This is a genomic window from Arthrobacter sp. Y3224198 (assembly GCF_059090025.1).
The window spans coordinates 16001-34415 of the sequence record NZ_JBNHFG010000020.1; the positions used below are offsets into that span (position 1 = coordinate 16001).

General features: G+C 65.9%; 19 protein-coding genes. 10 read left to right on the plus strand and 9 right to left on the minus strand.

The genetic code is table 11. The features are described 5' to 3' along the window. The first annotated feature begins 100 nt into the window (after positions 1–100). Positions 101–517, plus strand: a complete 417-nt coding sequence (locus tag AC5RUF_RS11650; RefSeq protein ID WP_494130668.1) for a VOC family protein — start codon at positions 101–103, stop codon at positions 515–517. 10 nt (positions 518–527) lie between these two features. Here AC5RUF_RS11650 and AC5RUF_RS11655 read toward each other — a convergent pair whose 3' ends face one another. Then, positions 528–1079, minus strand: a complete 552-nt coding sequence (locus tag AC5RUF_RS11655; protein ID WP_494130669.1) for a VOC family protein — start codon at positions 1077–1079, stop codon at positions 528–530. 64 nt (positions 1080–1143) lie between these two features. Here AC5RUF_RS11655 and AC5RUF_RS11660 point away from each other — a divergent pair, with 64 nt between their 5' ends. Next, positions 1144–1944, plus strand: coding sequence for a helix-turn-helix domain-containing protein (locus AC5RUF_RS11660; protein WP_494130670.1), 801 nt, complete (start codon positions 1144–1146; stop codon positions 1942–1944). Between the two features lie 69 nt (positions 1945–2013). Here the strand turns inward: AC5RUF_RS11660 and AC5RUF_RS11665 are convergent, their stop codons facing one another. Next, complete coding sequence (locus AC5RUF_RS11665) at positions 2014–3192, minus strand: acyl-CoA dehydrogenase family protein (protein WP_494130671.1); 1179 nt, start codon at positions 3190–3192, stop codon at positions 2014–2016. Between the two features lie 331 nt (positions 3193–3523). Between AC5RUF_RS11665 and AC5RUF_RS11670 the strand changes: the two genes are divergently transcribed. Next, positions 3524–3745, plus strand: coding sequence for a hypothetical protein (locus AC5RUF_RS11670; RefSeq protein ID WP_494130672.1), 222 nt, complete (start codon positions 3524–3526; stop codon positions 3743–3745). A 20-nt stretch (positions 3746–3765) separates the two neighbouring features. Here the strand turns inward: AC5RUF_RS11670 and AC5RUF_RS11675 are convergent, their stop codons facing one another. Then, on the minus strand, positions 3766–4317 hold the full coding sequence (locus AC5RUF_RS11675; protein ID WP_494130673.1) for an HNH endonuclease: 552 nt from the start codon (positions 4315–4317) through the stop codon (positions 3766–3768). Positions 4318–4574: 257 nt separating this feature from the next. On the opposite strand from AC5RUF_RS11675, the gene AC5RUF_RS11680 reads away from it, so the two are divergent. After that, entirely contained in the window at positions 4575–5306 is a 732-nt protein-coding gene (locus AC5RUF_RS11680) for an 8-oxoguanine DNA glycosylase OGG fold protein (RefSeq protein ID WP_494130674.1), read from the plus strand. A 33-nt stretch (positions 5307–5339) separates the two neighbouring features. On the opposite strand, the gene AC5RUF_RS11685 is transcribed toward AC5RUF_RS11680, so the two are convergent. Next, on the minus strand, positions 5340–5594 hold the full coding sequence (locus tag AC5RUF_RS11685) for an Atu4866 domain-containing protein (RefSeq protein WP_494130675.1): 255 nt from the start codon (positions 5592–5594) through the stop codon (positions 5340–5342). Positions 5595–5742: 148 nt separating this feature from the next. Here AC5RUF_RS11685 and AC5RUF_RS11690 point away from each other — a divergent pair, with 148 nt between their 5' ends. After that, entirely contained in the window at positions 5743–6591 is an 849-nt protein-coding gene (locus AC5RUF_RS11690) for a helix-turn-helix transcriptional regulator (protein ID WP_494130676.1), read from the plus strand. Between the two features lie 34 nt (positions 6592–6625). Continuing rightward, entirely contained in the window at positions 6626–7792 is a 1167-nt protein-coding gene (locus tag AC5RUF_RS11695; protein ID WP_494130677.1) for a GDSL-type esterase/lipase family protein, read from the plus strand. Positions 7793–7814: 22 nt separating this feature from the next. Here AC5RUF_RS11695 and AC5RUF_RS11700 read toward each other — a convergent pair whose 3' ends face one another. The 3 genes from AC5RUF_RS11700 to AC5RUF_RS11710 are packed head-to-tail and all read right to left on the minus strand — an operon-like array spanning position 7815 to position 10394. Beyond that, positions 7815–8612: an amino acid ABC transporter ATP-binding protein gene (locus tag AC5RUF_RS11700; RefSeq protein ID WP_494130678.1), complete on the minus strand. Its 798-nt coding sequence runs from the start codon at positions 8610–8612 to the stop codon at positions 7815–7817. After that, the gene (locus tag AC5RUF_RS11705) at positions 8609–9481 is read right to left on the minus strand and encodes an amino acid ABC transporter permease (protein WP_494130679.1); all 873 of its coding nucleotides are present in this window, start codon (positions 9479–9481) and stop codon (positions 8609–8611) included. Before AC5RUF_RS11705 ends, AC5RUF_RS11700 begins: the two co-directional genes overlap by 4 nt. Positions 9482–9488: 7 nt before the next feature. Beyond that, the gene (locus AC5RUF_RS11710) at positions 9489–10394 is read right to left on the minus strand and encodes a transporter substrate-binding domain-containing protein (RefSeq protein ID WP_494130680.1); all 906 of its coding nucleotides are present in this window, start codon (positions 10392–10394) and stop codon (positions 9489–9491) included. A 290-nt stretch (positions 10395–10684) separates the two neighbouring features. On the opposite strand from AC5RUF_RS11710, the gene AC5RUF_RS11715 reads away from it, so the two are divergent. From AC5RUF_RS11715 to AC5RUF_RS11730, 4 genes are read left to right on the plus strand one after another with little or no spacing between them, the layout of a single operon-like run. Beyond that, positions 10685–11917: a CaiB/BaiF CoA transferase family protein gene (locus tag AC5RUF_RS11715; protein WP_494130681.1), complete on the plus strand. Its 1233-nt coding sequence runs from the start codon at positions 10685–10687 to the stop codon at positions 11915–11917. Further along, positions 11917–12711 carry a citryl-CoA lyase gene (locus AC5RUF_RS11720; protein WP_494130682.1) on the plus strand — a complete coding sequence of 265 codons (795 nt, stop codon included), beginning with the start codon at positions 11917–11919 and terminating at the stop codon, positions 12709–12711. Before AC5RUF_RS11715 ends, AC5RUF_RS11720 begins: the two co-directional genes overlap by 1 nt. A 37-nt stretch (positions 12712–12748) precedes the next feature. Further along, the gene (acnA, locus tag AC5RUF_RS11725) at positions 12749–15430 is read left to right on the plus strand and encodes an aconitate hydratase AcnA (RefSeq protein WP_494130683.1); all 2682 of its coding nucleotides are present in this window, start codon (positions 12749–12751) and stop codon (positions 15428–15430) included. After that, positions 15427–16473, plus strand: coding sequence for an MBL fold metallo-hydrolase (locus tag AC5RUF_RS11730; RefSeq protein ID WP_494130684.1), 1047 nt, complete (start codon positions 15427–15429; stop codon positions 16471–16473). Before acnA ends, AC5RUF_RS11730 begins: the two co-directional genes overlap by 4 nt. Before the next feature lie 2 nt (positions 16474–16475). On the opposite strand, the gene AC5RUF_RS11735 is transcribed toward AC5RUF_RS11730, so the two are convergent. Both AC5RUF_RS11735 and AC5RUF_RS11740 read right to left on the minus strand, forming a co-directional pair. Further along, positions 16476–17330 (minus strand): fumarylacetoacetate hydrolase family protein, encoded by an 855-nt coding sequence (locus tag AC5RUF_RS11735; protein ID WP_494130685.1) that lies wholly within the window; start codon positions 17328–17330, stop codon positions 16476–16478. Then, a complete protein-coding gene (locus AC5RUF_RS11740; RefSeq protein WP_494130686.1) occupies positions 17330–18358 on the minus strand; it encodes a cupin domain-containing protein in 1029 nt (342 codons plus the stop codon). The genes AC5RUF_RS11735 and AC5RUF_RS11740 overlap by 1 nt, the downstream gene beginning before the upstream one ends. Between the last annotated feature and the right edge of the window lie 57 nt (positions 18359–18415).

An 18415-nucleotide genomic window follows, 5' to 3' on the forward strand; every position in this document is an offset into this window, starting at 1 on the left:
AACTTCCCGCCCCGGGTTCCGCCGGATGCGCGCCGGGGGCATACTCGGGCTATCTCTTCCGCTCACGCTGCGACGACCGGTAGTTACTAAGGAGACAGCTATGCCCATGAATATGAACCCGTACCTGAGCTTCCGGGACAACGCCCGCGAGGCCATGGAGTTCTATCACGACGTTTTCGGCGGCACCCTGGAAAGCTCCACCTTCGGCGACATGAACATGGCCGAGGACCCCGCCGAGTCCAACAAGATCATGCACTCCTCCCTGACCACGGACAACGGCTTTGTCCTGATGGCCTCGGACACGCCGTCGAGCATGAACCTGGACGAAGGCAGCAGCTATTCCATCTCGCTCAGCGGCAACAACGGGACCGAACTGCGCCGCTACTGGGACAAACTGCTCGACGGCGGCCAGATGACCCTGCCGCTGGAGAAGGCGCCGTGGGGCGATGTCTTCGGGATGGTCACGGACCGGTTCGGGACCAGCTGGATGATCAGCATCGAGGGCGAGGACTCCTAGGAGCTTTTCCCTAGTCCTCCCCGGAGCCGGAGGCGCTCATGCCCTGGCCGGCCGCCCACTCGGCCACGCGTGCGGCGCTCTCCTCCTCGGAGAGGTCCTCCACCCGAGACATCACGGACCAGCGGACCCCGAACGGGTCACGGATGCTGGCGAAGCGGTCTCCCGAGACGAAGGTGGTCAGCGGTTCGCGGATGGACGCGCCGGCCGCCTCGGCCCGGGCCACGGTTTCATCCGCGTCGACGCAGTACAGGCCCATGGAGTAGCAGTCGCTGTCGCCCTCCGGTGCCGGCACCAGCCCGTAGTCCGGGTTGGGTTCGCCCAGTTGCAGCCGGCCGGTCCCGAAGTCCAGGTCTGCATGCACGACGACGCCGCCCATCTCCGTGGCATCGATCAGCCGGGCGCCGAAGACATCCCGGTAGAAGTCGATCGCGCTGCGGGCGTCGGGAACGGAGAGGAACGGGGTCAGCGTGGTGACGCCGTGCGGGACACCGCCGGTGGTGTACTGGCCGGTGACGCCGGCGGTGGTCTGAGGTGTCTGAGATGTATTGGGTGAAGTAGTCATGCTTCGACACTAGGAACCGGGACGGGACCCGGCTTGGAAATTTGCGACAGATAAGGAGAGCGGGGTGGAAAAGCAGGCCAGCGCGGAGCAGTGGCGCGGCACGCTGTACCCGGCCCGGCTCCCCACCTTCCACCGGCTGCCGCCGCCGGAACCGCTGCAGGAGGTGGTGCGCTGGTTCTGGATTCCGGAATGGCAGCTGGCGCCCGGGCGGGTATCCCGGCAGGAGGTCCTGCCGTTTCCCGCCCTGAACCTGGTGGTGGAGCAGGACGGCGTCAGCCTCAACGGCCCGGCCACGCGCCGGTCTTACCGGGATCTGCGCGGAACCGGCTGGGCCGTGGGCATGCTGCTGCGGCCCGCCGCCGTGCCGGCCTTCACGCCCGACCCCGGCAGCCTCCATAACCGGGCCGTCCCCGTCGATGCCGGGGACCTGTATGCCGACGTCGCCGCCGCCATGGAGGGCGGAGGCGAACACCGGCGTGAGCAGGCGGCCGCCGCTGCCGGGCAGTGGCTGGCACGCCGGGTTCCGGAACCGTTGCCCGACGACGGCGCACTGGCCAACCGGTTGGAGAACCTGATTCAGTCCGATCCCTCGCTGACCCGGGTGAACCAGGCAGCCGGGCAACTCGGGGTATCCGTGCGGACGCTGCAGCGGCTTGCCCGCCGGCACGTGGGGCTGCCGCCGCTGGCGATGATCCGCCGCTACCGGCTCCAGGAGGCCGCGGAACGGCTGCGGCTGGACCCGGAAACCCCGATCGCGGACATTGCGGCGGAGTTGGGCTACGCCGACCACGCCCATCTGGCGGCGGACTTCCGGTCGGTGCTCGGCTTCACGCCCAGCGGCTACCGGCGGTCCGCCGTCGGCTGACCGCACGGCCGATTGACCGCACAACTGGGAGGACGGGGGACCCGCCGGGCCGCCGTCGTCGTGCCGCGGTCAGCGGAACGCGGGGACGCCGGTCAGTTTGTTGCCGAGGATGAGGGTGTGGACCTCGTCGGTGCCCTCATAAGTGCGTACCGATTCCAGGTTGTTCGCGTGCCGCAGCGGGCTGTAATCCAGCGTGATGCCGTTGCCGCCCAGCAGGGTGCGGGCCTCCCGGCAGATGGCGATGGCCTCGCGGCAGTTGTTCAGCTTGCCCAGCGAAATCTGGTGCAGGCCCAGCGTTCCGGCGTCCTTCTTCCGCCCGATGTGCAGGGCGAGCAGGAAGCCCTTGTTGATTTCCAGGGCCATGTCCACCAGCTTCTGCTGGGTCAGCTGGTAACCGGCCAGCGGCTTGTCGAACTGCATGCGCGTCTGCGAGTAGGCCAGGGCGTCCTCGAAGGCGTCGCGGGCGGCGCCCATGGCACCCCAGATGATGCCGTAGCGGGCCTCGTTCAGGCAGGAGAACGGCCCCTTCAAGCCCACGACGCCGGGCAGCACGGCGTCGGCGGGGAGCCGGACCTCGTCGAGCGTGATCTCGCACTGGATCGAAGCGCGCATGGACAGCTTCGGCTCAATGGGGACGGCGGTGAAACCGGGGGTGTCGGTGGGAACCACAAAGCCGCGGATGCCGCCGTCGGTCTGCGCCCAGATCACGGCCACCTGGGCCACCGAAGCCAGCCCGATCCAGCGTTTGGTGCCGGACAGGACCCAGTCTTCGCCGTCGCGGCGGGCGAAAGTGGTCATGCTGGACGGATCGGAGCCGGCGGTCGGCTCGGTGAGGCCGAAGCAGCCGATCGCCTCGCCGGCGGCCATGGCCGGCAGCCACTGCTGCTTCTGCTCCTCGGAGCCGTGCTTGTGGATGGCGGACATGGCCAGGGAGCCCTGCACGGAGACGAAGGTGCGCAGCCCGGAGTCGCCGGCCTCAAGCTCTGCGGCGGCCAGTCCGTACTCAACGGCGGAGCGGCCCGCGCAGCCGTAGCCCTCCAGGTGCATGCCGAGCAGTCCGAGCTTTGCCATCTTCGGGACAATCTCCAGCGGGAAGACGGCGTCCTCGTACCAGCGGGCAATGTTCGGCTTGATTTCGTCGGCCACGAAAGCCCGGACGGTGTCGCGGAGTTCACGCTCTTCCGGGGTCAGTAGGTCGTCGAAGTCGATCAGGTCGCTGGTGGCGGGGAGGGCTGTGGTCTCAGACATGGGAGCCTTTCGCGGGGAACGGGCAGGGCCCGGCGTCGTGGCTGCCATCCTGCCAAAGATTGGCCGTGCCGCCAAAGAATCTCACACCGGCGGCAGGTCGTATGGCCTTTAGCGGGTGGGAGTGATCAGACTGTCCGGTATCGGCCCGGTGTTCGAACGGCTCCGCGGGGACGGTAACGCCCGATCCGCAAGCAGTGCCGGAGCCTTCGGACGTTGCCGCCGCTGCGGGCGTTCCAGCTGTTGCGGATGTCGCCGCCAGCCCGGGCACCGAAGCCCAAACACCCGCAGCACCCCCAGGATCGGCGGCTCCCACCCGTAAGCGGTGCCGGTGATGGTCTATTTCGTGGCGTTCACGGCCGTGCACGTGTTCCTGGTCTTCTTCACCGGAGCGCTGCGGAACCTGAACCACATGTTCACCTCCCGCGACACCGCCGACTGGTGGGGGTTGGGAATCTTCGTGCTCTCACTGCTGGCTGTGGCGGCCGGCTGGTTCCTGACCAAGCCGCTGTTTATGACCGCGGTCGCCGGCCGGATGGGGCGGGTCGGGAAGTAGGGGGAAGCGCTGAGCACTAATTATCGGGGCGTTGTCAGTCCTGCAGATTTTGAGCGATTACACGGACCGCACAGAATTTGAAGGTTCTCAGCATTGCTGCTTCCGCCCTTGGACACGGGAATAATATGGTCGAACTGAAGCTCATACACTGATCCACATCCTTGGCATTGTCCACCATCTCTGGTCCAGACATACTGCTTCAGATCGTCGGGTATCCGGGTCCTGGGAGATGCTGCACGTGGCTGAGTCCCGATAGCCACCGTGGCTTGAGCACGTTCAATCTGTTGCGCTCTTCGTTGCGCTCTGGTCGTAATCAGGGCGTACACCTCGGAAGAGTTCAAGCCTTCATTTTCCCAGTAGAACCTGTCCTGGTAGTGCCAATACCTTCTACCGGAGATCTTGGCTACGAGGCGGGGGCGCTGGAGCTGAATATCCAATCGGTCCTGGAACTCGGCCCGCGACATTTTACGCAGGAGATAAACCTTTTTGCCGACGGTGAGAACGGCTGGGCCTTTGCCTGTCCAGAAACCCGGTCGGTGACCGAAACTCACGTTTTCAGCGCTACGCAGCATCCCCAAATACCTAACTAATGCGGTAATACGTGGGCTAGATAGCCCACTGCTTATTGGTCGACTGTACTAGGCGTGTCTACGGGGAGATGGGAGGCGGTAAGGATGGGGATTAGGGTGGGCCCGGGTTTCCCCGCTTACCTGCGATTTTTTGGGGGCGGAGTCAACCGTCGGCAGGTATGTTGGGACAACTTCCATCCGTGGCGCCGCGAAATTTCGTCGGGACGCCCGTTCGCCCTCGAGTCCGGAGGATCCAGCCTGTGGCCAGAACCCGCAAGACAGCCCAAGATATTGCCGAGCTTTTACGCGAGAGCGGAGGACTCCCGCACGAGGAAGAAGTGCGGTCCCAGGGTTTTGCGTTCTATCCGCGGCACTGGCTCTCAAAGTGGAACGAATCGGATATGCCAAAGGTCCCACAGATCCTCGGTAGCGAAGGTCTGGACGCTCGGGGACGCAAACGGCTCACCCGTGAAGACCTGTTCAGCATTGGGCAGCGAATCAAGACTCCTGCCGATGCGATTGAGTTTTACGTGGCGGTTTGCTCGTGGGGAGTGGGAAACAAAGCGCGGGATGTCTACAGGCGGGTAGCACCGCTGACGAACCCTGAGGCAGGGGAACGCCTGCTCAAGGGAATTACCGCCGTTCAGGGGTCGGGCGGCTCGGCAATCGCGGGGTATCAAGCGTTCAGCAGTGGTGACGTCGCCTATGTGAAGGGCTTGGGGCCGGCCTTCTTCACCAAGCTTCTTTACTTTGCAGCAGGGGAACCTGCAGCAGGTGATGACGGACATGCGCTGATTCTGGACAAAAAGGTCGCAAAGTCTATCGGCTGGCCGGCCAAGACCTGGTGGACTGTCGATGAGTACAAGGACTACATAGATTTGATAGACGAAATTTGCGGACTGCTTGACCCGATCCCTCGGCCGGACTGCATTGAGTATGTCCTTTTCAAAAATGTTGCGCCGGCGGCGGAGAGCGCCGGTGCACCGGTATAAATCTCCGGTGCACCGGCGACCTGCATTCGGGACTTATGCCGGGGGCGTCTCCCGGTAGAGCACGAGGTGCTCGTGGTAGAGGACGCCGTCACGGATGTCGCCTGTGGCGGTGAAGCCGGTGTCATCCCGGTAGTCCAGATGCGCACCGGTGACCGTGTAGCTGCCGGTGTAGGCGCTTTGCCGGGTGCCGCGGGCTTCGTCATAGCGGCCGTTGGGCAGCAGCTCCTGGCGGATGTGCCCGTCTGCGGTCACCCACATGCCGACGACGTCGAGGTCCTGAGTTGCCATGATGGTTCCTTTCCTGCCGGCGTGGTTCCGCCGGTCCCGGATCGAGGCTACGCATCTGCGAACCGTTGAGCGTGGGTGTGCTGCACCCACCCTGTGCTGCACCCGCCCTGTGCTGGAGCGTTCGGGCAGGGCTGGGTAGGCTCGGTCCATGCCCGATGACACGCTTGGCGCCTTCCTCCGGGCCCGCCGCAACGCTGCCCCGCCGTCGGCCTACCCGTTTCCGTCAGTTACCCGGCGGCGGGTGCCGGGCCTGCGGCGCGAAGAAGTGGCCGAACTGGCCGGGCTGAGCACCGACTACTACATCCGCCTGGAACAGGGCCGCGAACGGCACCCCTCGCAGCAGGTGGTGCGGGCGCTGTCCGCCGCGCTGCAGCTCACCGACGCGCAGGACGAGCATCTGCACCGGCTCGCCGCGCTCGCGCCGCAACGCCTCGCCGCACCGGCGGACGGGGTGGAGCCGGCGCTCGCGGACCTCATGGATTCCCTGCCCGACTCCGCCGCGTTCATCCTCGATCCGCTGCTGAACATCACCCGGATGAATCCACTGGCCGAAGATCTCTTTAGCGGCTTTGCGGACGACGGCGCTGGCACCCGCAACCTGGCCCGGTACGTCTTCCTGGACCCGGCCGGCCGCCGGTTCTTTGTGGACTGGGAGCGGTCGGCTGCCTCCTGTGCCGGGTCCCTGCGCGCCACCATGCACCTGCACCCGTCAGCGCAGGAACGCGACGCCTTGCTCGCGGAGCTGCTGGCAGACAGCGAGTTTTCCCGGCTCTGGCAACAGCACGACGTCGAACCCAAGACCCGCGCCGTCAAGCAGTTCCGGCACGAGCGGGCGGGCCTGCTCAGCGTGGACTTCCAAACGTTCAACGTGGCTGGTGCGCCGGGCCGGCAGCTGGTGGTGTACCGGGATGCGCAAGGCCCGGGCAGCGGGAGCCTGGGTTTGCTGCAGGCGGACCCGGTGGACGCCGGCGCGGGGATTTACACTGAGGGTGCCTAACTTTCTAATCCGCACCTCTGGGAGAACCGTCAGCATGATCACCACGCCCATCACCGAGTCCCTGATCCGCGGCGCCGTGGAATACGAAACGACGGCCCGAGGACTGCGCCCGCACCGGCTGCCGGCCGCGGTCCGCACCCGGTTCCCGGATCCGCAGCTGCTCATGGTCGAGGCCCAGCCCTCCGGCGTCCGGCTGGTCTTTACGACGACGGCGCAGCAGCTGGAAGTGGTCCTGCATCCCACGCGCGTGGTCTACCTGGGCGCGGACCGGCCGCGGGGCCGGGTGGACCTGCTGGTCGACGGCGAGCTGCTGCACAGCGACGAGCTCACCGGGGGCTCCTACACGGAGGTGGACCTGTCCACGGGGGCGAGCCGGCAGGTGGACGGTCCGTCACATACCAGTGTGTTTTCCTTGCCCGCGGGGTCCAAGGTGGTGGAGATCTGGTTGCCGCACAACGAGACCGTGGAGCTGGTGGAGCTGCGGTCTGACGCTCCGGTGGAGCCGCATGCTTCGGAGCGGCCGCTCTGGCTGCACCACGGCAGTTCCATCAGCCACGGCTCCAATGCGGCTTCGCCGTCGGGCATCTGGCCTGCGGTGGCTGCACGGCTCGGCGGGGTGGAGCCGCACAACCTCGGACTGGGCGGCAGCGCCATGGTGGATCCGTTCACCGCGCAGCTGATGCGGGATACCCAGGCCGACCTGATCAGCGTGAAGCTGGGCATCAATGTGGTGAACGGGGACGTGATGCGGTTACGCGCGTTTGTGCCAGCGGTGCACGGGTTCCTGGACACCATCCGCGAGGGGCATCCGGAGACGCCGCTGGTGCTCATTTCGCCGATCTTCTGCGGCATCCATGAGGACACTCCCGGTCCCGGCGCTTTCGATCCCTCGTCCTTCGGGACCGGGCAGGTCCGGTTTGTGGCGACCGGCGATCCGGCGGGTGTGGCTGCCGGTCAGCTGACGCTGCGGGTGATCCGTGAGGCGCTGGCGTCCCTGGTGGAGCGCCGTGCGGAGGACCCGAACCTGTACTACCTGGACGGGCTGGAGCTGTACGGGGCAGCGGATGCTCAGGAGCACCCGCTGCCCGACGCGCTGCATCCGGACAGCGATACCCATCAGTTGATCGGGGAGCGGTTTGCCAAGTATGCGTTTGCGGGGGAGGGACCGTTCGCGGGCGGCCGGCACCCGAACCAAGGGTGATCCGGCAGCCCGCGCCGCCCGGCTAGTGGATCACCGCGGAGAGGAACTGCTGGGTCCGTTCCATCTGCGGCGACCCGACCACAGCGGCAGCGGGTCCTTCCTCCACAATGGTGCCGTCCGCCATAAAGATGATCCGGTCGGCTACTTCCCGGGCAAAACCTATTTCGTGGGTAACCACCATCATGGTGCGGCCGGACTTGGCTAGCTTCCTCATGACATCCAGCACTTCGCCCACCAATTCGGGGTCCAGCGCCGAGGTGGGCTCATCGAAGAGCATCAGTTCCGGATCCATCGCCAGGGCACGGGCAATCGCCACCCGCTGTTGCTGCCCGCCCGAAAGCTGGACGGGGTAACGGTCGCCGAAGGCTTCCATTCCCACCCGTTCCAAGAGGTCCCGGGCCGTCTGCCTGGCAGCGTCCGGGGCGATCCCCTTGACCTTTACCGGGGCTTCCATGATGTTCTCCAGCACCGTCATGTGCGGAAACAGGTTGAATTTCTGGAACACCATGCCGATGTCGCGGCGTTGCCGGGCCTTCTCACGTTCCGTCAGGTCAAACCAGCGTCCGTTCTTCGGGCGGACGCCAATGTACTGGTCCTTGAAGTTGATCGATCCGGAATCGATGGTCTCCAGCTGGTTGATGCAGCGCAGGACCGTGGACTTGCCGGAGCCGGAGGGCCCCAGGAGGCACACCACTTCCCCGGGGTAGATCTCCAAGTCGATTCCCTGCAGTACCTGGTTGCTGCCGAACGCCTTCCGGACCTGGTGCATGGTCAGCAGCGGCTCTCCAGCGGCAGTGTCCGGTGTCTGGTTCTGATTCATCGCCGTGCTCCTCGGGACATCCGCTTTTCAAGAAACTTCTGCAGTACTGACAGGACTGTCACGATCACCAGGTACCAGAAGGTGGCGACGGCGAGCAGTTCCAGGGTCTTGTAGCTGATGGCGCCAATATCATTAGCCACCGTCATAAGTTCGCCGCCGGCAATGACCGACACGAGGGCGCTGGCCTTGAGCAGGGAAATCAGCTGGTTGCCGGTTGGCGGGATGATCATCCGCAGGGCCTGCGGCAGCACTATGCGCATCATGATGCGCGGCCCGGACATGCCGAGGGCCTTGGCGGCCTCCTCCTGTCCCTGGTCCACGCCCTGCAGGCCGCCGCGGACCACCTCGGCCATATAGGCGGCTTCGTGCAGTGACAAGGCCAGGATCGACGCGACGAACACGGTGATGACGGAGTTGGTCGGCACTTCGAAGAACATAAAGCTGGTAAACGGTATGCCGACCCCGAGGTTCGGGAACAGCAGGGCGAAGTTGCCCCAGATGAGTATCTGCACCAGCAGGGGCACACCCCGGAAGAACCAGATATACAGATTTGCAAGGCCGTTCATCAGCCGGTTGTTGGAAATCCGGGCACATGCAATGACCACACCCAGCACAGTGCCGATCAACATGGAAACAATGGTGAGCTGGAAGGTCCGCAGGAGGCCCTCGAGGATCATTTCGTTGGTGATGTTCGAAAGTACCGTGCCAAAATCCAGGTTCGGATTTACCAGGATGAGGGAGACGATCCAGGCCAGGATGACCAGTCCGACGGCCGCCGCCACCCACTGCGCGGTGTGGCGGACCGGAACGTATTCGGACCGGGGCGGAACTGCGGCAGCCTGCCGCGCCGTCGTAGTTGAAGCGTTCACAGGGCTGCTACCTTCCTTCACTCTGCAACGGATTCACGACGATGTCCGCTGAATCCACGGCGTACTGCTGCGCCGAGTAGCGTTCCAGCACTTCGCTGTACTTACCCGAATCAGCCATTTCCACCAGCGCCGCGCGGACGATGTCCGCCAGCTCGGCCTCATCCTTGTTGGTGCAGATGGTCATGACCGATTCATCAATCGGTACATCGACAAAATCGAAAGTGCTTCCGTTGTTGGCCGTTTCGGCGTTGTGCTTCAGCTGGATGCCGATGCCCACGAAGGCCTCAATGTTGGCGGACTGGAGCTGCAACAGCCCGTCCGTGCTCTTGTCGTAGAGTTTCACCTCCATGGGTTCCAACCCGCCGCCCTTGCACACGTTTTCCTGGAATGCCTCCAAGGCCACGTGGCTGTTGCCGCCGCGGACAATTCCCACGGAGCGGCCGCAAAGATCCTCGCTCTTCTGGATGTTCGACGGGTTGCCCTCCAGGACAATCGGCGAGCTGGTGGTCTTCAGGTACGGAACCATGTTCACGCTGGCTTCCCGCTCGGCGGTATCCGTCATGGCGCTCCAGGTCAGGTCCACTTTGTCTGCCTGCAGGGCAGTGATCTGCGCGGACATGGGCGATTCGATGAATTCGACCTCCACGCCCAGGATCCCGGCGATTTCATCGGCCAGTTCGGGAATGAGCCCCTCCACGTCCTTGCCCGGCTTCTGCGTGAGCGGCGTGGTGGAGGTGACGGTGCCGATGCGGAGGACGCCGCGGTCCTTGATGGCGTCCGGCAGGCGGTCATGAAGTGCCTGGACCTGCTGGCTCGTTTCCGGCTTATCCGCAGCCTCGCCGGCGCTGCTCCCGCAGCCGGCCAGGGACACGGCGACGACGGCGGCAGCGGCCAGTGCTGCGGGCTTCCACACAGAGGCCCGAAGAAGAGTTTTATGCGAAGAAAACACAGGGTCCTCGTTTTCCACGTGCCCGTCAGGCACGACCATAATTCTGCTTGGTAAAAATAGGTTTTGTCATGCAGAATGGTCGCATCGGTAATGCATGTGAGTCAAGTCACAGCAGCGGACAAGTCCCGGGATCGATGCTTGCCCGCACCGAGCCGTTCCGCTGAATGATCGAAGCGGTTCAGGGCCACGAACTACGGAAATAGAGTCCGGTAGACCGGCTGATAAGCGCGGCTGCGCTCCGGAGGAGGACTGGGATGAGAACAAATCTGCTAGACGGGGTCAGGGTTCTGGACCTGACCAATGTGCTGTCCGGGCCGTTCGCCGGCTACCAGCTGGCACTGATGGGTGCCGAAGTCCTCAAGGTTGAGGCAACACGCGGGGGAGACCTTGCCCGGAAACTGGGGGCGTCCGCTGACCTCAGTGCCCGCCACCTGGGTATCTCCTTCCTCGCGCAGAACAGCTCGAAGCAGTCACTGACCTTGAACCTCAAGTCCGAGCAGGGCCGGGAGGTGTTCCGCCGGCTGGTGGAAACGCACGACGTGGTGCTGGAGAACTTCCGTCCCGGGGTGATGGACCGGCTGGGCTTTGGCTGGGAGTCCCTGCAGGAAATCAATCCCGGCATTGTCTACTGCGCCATCTCCGGGTTCGGGCAGAGCGGACCGCTGCGGGACCGGCCGGCCTATGACCAGATCATCCAGGGGATGTCCGGCCTGATGTCCGTGACGGGCGACCGGGAGACCGCACCCCTGCGGGTCGGCGCCCCCATCGCCGACACAGTGGGCGGTTTTGCGGCGGCCTTTGCGATCGCCTCGGCCCTGGTGCGGCGCGGACGGACGGGCCAGGGAGCGTTCCTGGACGTGTCCATGCTGGAAGCCACGCTCACCGCCATGGGCTGGGTGGCCTCCGACTACCTCGTGGGCGGCAGCGAACCGGTACCGATGGGCAACGAAAACCGCACCGCCGCGCCGTCGGGCACCTTCGCCACCGCCGACGGCGACTTCAACATCGCCGCCAACAAGCAGGAACAGTTCGAAGAGCTGTGCCGCGTGATCGGCCGTCCCGAGCTGGCCGGGGACCCGCGCTTCGCCGAACGGGAAGCCCGCAAAACCCACCGCCTGGCACTGAAGGCGGAAATCGAGTCCGTCCTCACCACCCGCCCCAGCGCCCACTGGGACAAGGAATTCGCCGCTTCCGGCATCCCCGGTGCCCCCGTCATGGATGTGGCTGAAGTCCTGGATTCCGACCAGATTGTGGAACGCGGCCTGGTCTCGACGTTGAGGATCGACGCCGCAGCCGGCATCACCGGCACCGGCGTCGGACCCGAGGGGGACATCCGGCTGCTGGGCGCCCCCACGCACGTGGACGGCGCGCCGGTAGGCCCGGACGCGCCGCCGCCGCTGCTTGGCGAACACACCGAGCAGGTACTGGCAGGCCTGGGGTACGGCCCCGAGGAGATAGCGGCAATGCGCAACGAGGGAGTCATCTAGTGGAACGCTCAACCTGGTGGAAGACCTCCATCTCGGACATCTCACCCGGCGTGATCCGCTTCCACGGTTACCCGGTGGAGCAGCTGATCTCCTCCGCCGACGTCGGCATGGCCACCATGGCCTGGCTGATGACCCGGGGCGAGCTGCCCAGCGTGCCGCAGGCGCGGCTGCTGGAACGCGCGCTGGTGGCGGGAGTGGACCACGGACCGCAGGCGCCCTCCATCGGCATTGCCCGCATGGCGATGACCTGCGGGGTGGGAATCAACAACGCCATGGCGTCGGCCACCAACGTGCTCGGTGACGTGCACGGCGGAGCGGGCCAGGAACTGATGGAGATCTTCGAACGGATCCTCGAAGATCCGCGGCCGGTGCCGGAGGCCGTGGCCGCCGAAATTGCCCGGCTGCGGGCGGAGAACAAATACGTTCCCGGATTCGGCCACCGCTTCCACCCGGTGGACCCGCGCAGGGCACCCTTGATTGCCGCGGTGGAGCAGGCACGGGACCAGGGGGTGGTCAAAGGCCGCGTGCTGGAGGTGGCCGTGGAAATCGAACGGCGGATCAACGAAGGCCGCCAGCGCCCCATTCCCATGAACATCGACGGCGCCACAGCCATCATCTACGCGGAACTGGGGTTTGCGCCGGTCCTGGGCCGGGGCCTGTTTATTCTCTCCCGTTCCATCGGAGCGCTGGCACACGCCTGGGAGGAATCGAACTCCGGGCAGCGCAACAAGGGGCCGGAACACCGCACCATCCTGCCGGACTACGTGGGACCGGCGCCGCGCGACGTCCCCTGAACCTGCCCCTACCGGTTACACACAAAGGATTGCCCCCATGCCCACCACGTCCGCCACTGCTCCTGAGGCAACCGGGACCCTGGATCTTTCCACCGGCCCCGTGCGCTACGTGGACATCACCACGGTGCAGGGCGTGGAGTTCCTGCCGCTGAGCCTGAAAATCCTGCTGGAGAACGTGCTCCGGCACGGGGCCGGGCCGGAAGCCGTGCAAGCCCTCCTGACGGCACCTTCCGGGCAGGAGGCGCAGCAGGTCCCGTTCCATCCTGCCCGGGTGGTGATGCAGGACATGGCCGGCGCCCCCGTCATCCATGACCTGGTGACGCTGCGGGAAGCCGTAGCCCGGCACGGCGGCAACCCGTCCGGAGTCAGGCCGCTCATTCCCGCGGAGCTGGTGGTGGACCACTCGGTGATTGTGGACAGTTCCGGCAGCAGCAACGCCTTCCAGCGCAACGCCGAGCGGGAGTTTGAGCGCAATGAGGAACGCTTCCGGTTCCTGCGCTGGGCCCAGGACGCCTTCGAGGGCCTGAGGGTGGTTCCGCCGGGACGCGGCATCATTCACCAGGTCAACATTGAACACCTGACCCGCGGGGTGATGACCGCGGGTGCGGATGGCGAACGGATCGCCTACCCGGATTCCTGCATCGGCACGGACAGCCACACCACCATGGTCAACGGCCTGGGCGTGCTGGGCTGGGGTGTGGGCGGCATTGAAGCCGTTTCCGCACTCTTGGGCCACCCGCTGTCCATGCTTGTCCCACCCGTGGTGGGCGTGGAGCTCACCGGCAGCCTCCCGCCGGGAACCACCGCAACCGATCTGGTCCTGCGCATCACTGAACTGCTGCGCGGGCACGGCGTGGTGGGCAAGATCGTGGAGTTCCACGGCCCCGGCCTGGCCGGCGTCCCGGTGGCGGACCGGGCGACCATTGCCAACATGTCACCGGAGTTCGGCTCTACGGCAGCAATGTTTCCGGTGGACGCCAACACCGTGGAGTACTACAAACTCACCGGCCGCTCCCGGGAACAGACGGAACTGATCGAGGCCTACGCGCGGGCCCAGGGAATGTGGAGCGACGGCGGGAGCTCACCGGCCCGCTACAGCGAATCCCTGCAGCTGGACCTCTCCGAAGTGGTTCCTTCGATCGCCGGCCCGTACCGGCCGCAGGACCGCATACCCCTGCACAGTGCGCAAGCCCGGTTCCGCGAAGATCTGGCCGCACTGCTCGACCGGGACCGGGACGGCGGAACCAACCAAAACAGCGACGCCGGCGTGAATGTGCCGCTCAACGGGTCCGCTGTCCGGCTGCGGCACGGGGCACTGGCCATTGCCGCCATCACCAGCTGCACCAATACCTCCAATCCCCACGTGATGATGACGGCGGCGCTGCTGGCCCGCAACGCCGTCCGGCGCGGACTGAGCGTCCCGCCCTGGGTGAAGACCTCGCTGGCACCGGGCTCGCAGGTGGTGACCCGCTACCTGGAACAGGCCGGATTAATGCCGGACCTGGAAACGCTGGGCTTCCACGTTGTGGGCTACGGCTGCACCACCTGCATGGGAAACTCCGGACCCCTGGCCGAGCCGGTGTCCGACGCCGCGCAGGATGTTGTCCTTACCTCGGTGCTGTCCGGGAACCGGAACTTCGAGGGCCGAATCAGTCCCGATGTCCGCATGAACTACCTAGCCTCCCCGCCGCTGGTCATCGGCTACGCCCTGGCCGGAACCATGGACATTGACCTGCACCGGGACCCGCTGGGATACGACAGGGACGGCAGGGCAATCCATCTCGCCGACCTCTGGCCGCGCCCGCAGGAAGTGGAAGCGGAACTTGCCCGCGCAGTCACCGGCTCCCTGTACCGGGACACTTACGCGGAGGCCTTCGCCGGCACGGCACAGTGGGAGGGCATGGACATCCCGGACACCCCGTCCTACGAATTCGGCGAATCCACCTACATGCGCCCGTCCCCGTTCCTGGACGGCGTGGACCTGCGGCCCCAGCCGGTGGCCGACCTGGCAGGCGCCAGGGTGTTGCTGAAACTGGGGGACTCCGTGACCACGGACCACATCAGCCCGGTAGGACAGATCCGGGCTGACAGTCCGGCGGGGCAGTACCTGCTTGCGCAGGCCGTGCCGCGCCGGGACTTCAACACCTACGGTTCCCGCCGCGGCAACCACGAGGTTATGGTGCGCGGCACCTTCGCCAACGTGCGCCTGCGGAACCAGCTGGCCAACGGCCGCAGCGGAGGGGTCACCCGGTTCCTCCCCTCGGGGGAGGACATGACGGTCTTCGACGCCGCACAACGCTACCGCCAGCACGGCGTTCCGCTGCTGGTATTGGGCGGCAAGGAATACGGCAGCGGCTCGGCCCGCGACTACGCGGCCAAAGGAACCTACCTGCTGGGGGTCCGCGCGGTGCTTGCCGAATCCTTTGAACGGATCCACCGGTCCAATCTTGTGGGCATGGGGGTCATTCCCCTGCAGTTCCGGGCGGGCGACAGCGCCGCCACCCTGGGCCTGGACGGGACCGAGGAGTACAGCGTGTCCGGCCTGTCCGGGTTTACCGACGGCGAGTGGCCGCGCACCGCGGGTGTGGAAGCCCGGCGGGAGGACGGTACCTGTGTGGCGTTCGACGTCGACATCCGCGTGGACACGCCCGTTGAAGCCGGATACATCCGCCACGGCGGGATCCTGCCGTTCGCCTTCCGGGCCGGGCTGGCCACATGAGCGGGATCAGCCCCGTCAGCGATCAGGAATTCCGTGCACACACCGCAGGAACCCTCCCTGCATCCGAAGAGGTGGCGGACGGGATCTGGACCCTGCCGCAGCCGAACAAGCCCGGACACATGCCCTTCACCCTGTCCTATCTCATCCAAGACTCTGCAGGAGACATCCATGTGCTGGACCCGGGGTGGGACCTGGCTGCGAACACCGGGTTCCTGGCGGCGGCACTGGACCGGATCCGCCCGGGACTGGGGGCTCCCGCCTCCGCCATCCTCACCCATCTGCACCCGGACCACACCGGGCTGGCCCGGAGCCTCCGGGACGGGCACGGAACCCGGATTGTGATGCACCGCCGGGAGCAGAGGGCGCAGCAGGCGTATGCCCGGTGGGTGGCCGACGACGCGCAGATCCGTACTGACCTGGACGCCTGGGGTGTGCCTTCCGGGCGCTATGACGAAGTCCTGGGCTACGCCAAGGGCAGCCCGCGCGTGGTGGTCCCCGCGGACCGGTTGGTGGAGGATGGAGACCTGCTGGAAGTGCCCGGCCGCCGGCTGCGGGTGCTGCACAGCCCGGGCCATACCCCCGGGCATATGTGCCTGGTGGAGGAGGATCAGCGGCTGTTGTTCTCCGGCGACCACCTCCTGCCGCGGGTCACGCCGGGCATCGGCGCGTCCGGCGGTTTCCCGGAAAACCCATTGGAACAGTATCTGCACAGCCTGCACCGGCTGCGCGGCTACGACGATTGCCAGAACCTGCCCGGCCACGAGTACCGGTACCGGGGCATCGCGGACCGCGCACAGGCCATTGCGCGGCGGCACCTGACCCGTACCGCCGAGGTGGAGCAGGTACTGCAAACTGATCCCGGTGCCACGGTGTGGCAGACCGCTGAGCGGTTGAGCTGGGGGAGGGGCTGGGAAGCACTGACCCGCCACTACCTGGTGTCCGCCCTGCGCCAGACCGCCATGCACCTGGACCTGGTCCGGTCCGGCGGGCATAAAAAAGCGTTCGGGTCCTGGCAGCTGCCTGCCAGGACCCGAACGTCCTGAACCTACGCGCGGGCAACCACCGGCATGGTCAGTTCCCCGACCTCCGGGATGGTCAGCACCACGGTCTCCCCGGGCAGGATCTGCCCCACGCCCTCGGGGGTGCCGGTGGCGATGAGGTCGCCCGGCTGCAGGGTCATCACCTCGGAGTACACCTCGATCAGCTTGGCGATTCCGTAGATGAGGTAGGAGGTGTTGGAACGCTGCCGCTCCTCGCCGTCCACCGTCAGCCAGAAATCCAGGTTCTCGGGGTCCGGCACCTCGTCAGCGGTGACAATGTACGGCCCGATCGGTGTGAACGTGTCGAAGGATTTCCGGAAGGAGCGGTCCTCTTCCCCGCGCAGGGTGATGTCCAGCAGCGGCGTGTAGCCGAACACATAGTCCAGGGCGTCCTCGGCGGACACGCGGCTGGCGGTCTTCCCAATGATGACGCCGATTTCCGCTTCATGGTCGAACCGGCGGTCCTCCCAGGGCAGTTCAATGGCGCCGTCGGGACCGACCACGGAGGTCACGGCCTTGAGGAAGCCCTTGCGCACTTCGGCGGTGAGGATCTTGCGGTCGGTGTAGACGCCGTTTGCGCCGCCCATTTCCTGCTGGTGCTTGTGGTAGTTGACCGGGGCGGCGAACAGGTTGCGCGGCCGCGGCTGCGGGGCGCGCAGGGTCACGTCGGCCTCCGGAATGCCGCCGCCGGCAGCCGCACGTTCGGCCGCAGCGGACTTCAGCGAATCCCAGTCCCAGATCAGGGCATTCATCCGCTCCGCGGCGGGTGTGTGCGCGGGCACCAGATCCGTCAGGTCCACCACCGTGCCGTCTTTGGCCAGGGCACCGACCAGCTGGTCATTGAAAACACAAAGCCGCATTACTTGCCTCCCTGCTCGCGCCACAGACCCAGTGCCGTGATGGCCGGGCGGTCCGTGTAGGAGAACAGCACTGCGTCCTCGGACGTTGAGTTGTGGTGGGAGTGCTCGTACCAGAGCGGAACGGCCAAGGTGTCGCCCTTGGTCCATTCGATCTTCTGCCCGTCCACAATCGAGTAGCCGCTGCCGCTGACCACGTGGTAGACGGTGCTGTGGGTGTGCCGGTGGGACCGGGTGTCCACGCCCGGGCGGATCAGCTGCAGGTAGGCGGAAATGGTGGTCATGACCGGACCGCCGGTAACGGGGTTCTTGTACTCCACGATGATGTCGTCATAGGGGTCGCCTTCGCCGTCGCGCAGGTACTCCAGGGCCGCCAGGGCGTCAGCCAGTTTGTAGACCAGCGGCTGCTGCAGCTGGTGGGGCTCGCCGTAGGTCTTGGCCAGCATGCCCTCCACATAGGCGGCCGGCATGGACTTCTCCACCGGCTGCTCGTCCGAAGACTCGTCGATGATGTACTGGTTCAGCCGGCTGATCAGCGGCGAGTCCAGGCCATCCAGCCAGATCATGGGACCGTTGCCCTCGTGGCCGTGCTCGTGCCAGTGCAGGGACGGAGTGAGCAGGAAATCACCCACCTCCATGGGGACGCGCTGCCCGTTCACCACGGTGTAGGCACCGTCGCCTTCGACAATGAACCGCAGGGCGGAGGGGGTGTGGCGGTGAGGGGGTGCCACCTCGCCGGGCATCACCAACTGCAGGGCCGCCCAGAGGGAGTCGGTGGCGCCGGTCCGCTGGTCCGGGCGTGAACCCGGGTTGCGGAAGCCCAATACGCGGCGCAGCGCATCCTCGAGGGGAACCACCTCGCCGGCCTTCACCATGAGTTCACGGGCCTGCTCATAGCGCCAGATGTGCGGCACCAGGTTGGTTTTGGCCTCGGGGCCAATACCGCCCATGAGCTTCCACAGCGGCGAGTAGTGGTTCTCGGCCAGCTCGGCGTAGAAGGCCTCGTCGGCGGTGACTGTCTCGGTTGTCATCGGAGCTCCATTCTGCATGACAGATTCTTATTCCGCTTACAAGAATGTGTCACGGGT

Bases quoted from the DNA above. Each gene is read 5' to 3' on its own strand.
- AC5RUF_RS11695 (WP_494130677.1), top strand. From the start codon at position 6,626: ATGATCACCACGCCCATCACCGAGTCCCTGATCCGCGGCGCCGTGGAA.
- AC5RUF_RS11700 (WP_494130678.1), bottom strand. From the start codon at position 8,612: ATGAATCAGAACCAGACACCGGACACTGCCGCTGGAGAGCCGCTGCTG.
- AC5RUF_RS11740 (WP_494130686.1), bottom strand. From the start codon at position 18,358: ATGACAACCGAGACAGTCACCGCCGACGAGGCCTTCTACGCCGAGCTG.
- AC5RUF_RS11655 (WP_494130669.1), bottom strand. From the start codon at position 1,079: ATGACTACTTCACCCAATACATCTCAGACACCTCAGACCACCGCCGGC.
- AC5RUF_RS11670 (WP_494130672.1), top strand. From the start codon at position 3,524: ATGGTCTATTTCGTGGCGTTCACGGCCGTGCACGTGTTCCTGGTCTTC.
- AC5RUF_RS11675 (WP_494130673.1), bottom strand. From the start codon at position 4,317: ATGCTGCGTAGCGCTGAAAACGTGAGTTTCGGTCACCGACCGGGTTTC.
- acnA (WP_494130683.1), top strand. From the start codon at position 12,749: ATGCCCACCACGTCCGCCACTGCTCCTGAGGCAACCGGGACCCTGGAT.
- AC5RUF_RS11715 (WP_494130681.1), top strand. From the start codon at position 10,685: ATGAGAACAAATCTGCTAGACGGGGTCAGGGTTCTGGACCTGACCAAT.
- AC5RUF_RS11685 (WP_494130675.1), bottom strand. From the start codon at position 5,594: ATGGCAACTCAGGACCTCGACGTCGTCGGCATGTGGGTGACCGCAGAC.
- AC5RUF_RS11690 (WP_494130676.1), top strand. From the start codon at position 5,743: ATGCCCGATGACACGCTTGGCGCCTTCCTCCGGGCCCGCCGCAACGCT.
- AC5RUF_RS11665 (WP_494130671.1), bottom strand. From the start codon at position 3,192: ATGTCTGAGACCACAGCCCTCCCCGCCACCAGCGACCTGATCGACTTC.
- AC5RUF_RS11730 (WP_494130684.1), top strand. From the start codon at position 15,427: ATGAGCGGGATCAGCCCCGTCAGCGATCAGGAATTCCGTGCACACACC.
- AC5RUF_RS11735 (WP_494130685.1), bottom strand. From the start codon at position 17,330: ATGCGGCTTTGTGTTTTCAATGACCAGCTGGTCGGTGCCCTGGCCAAA.
- AC5RUF_RS11650 (WP_494130668.1), top strand. From the start codon at position 101: ATGCCCATGAATATGAACCCGTACCTGAGCTTCCGGGACAACGCCCGC.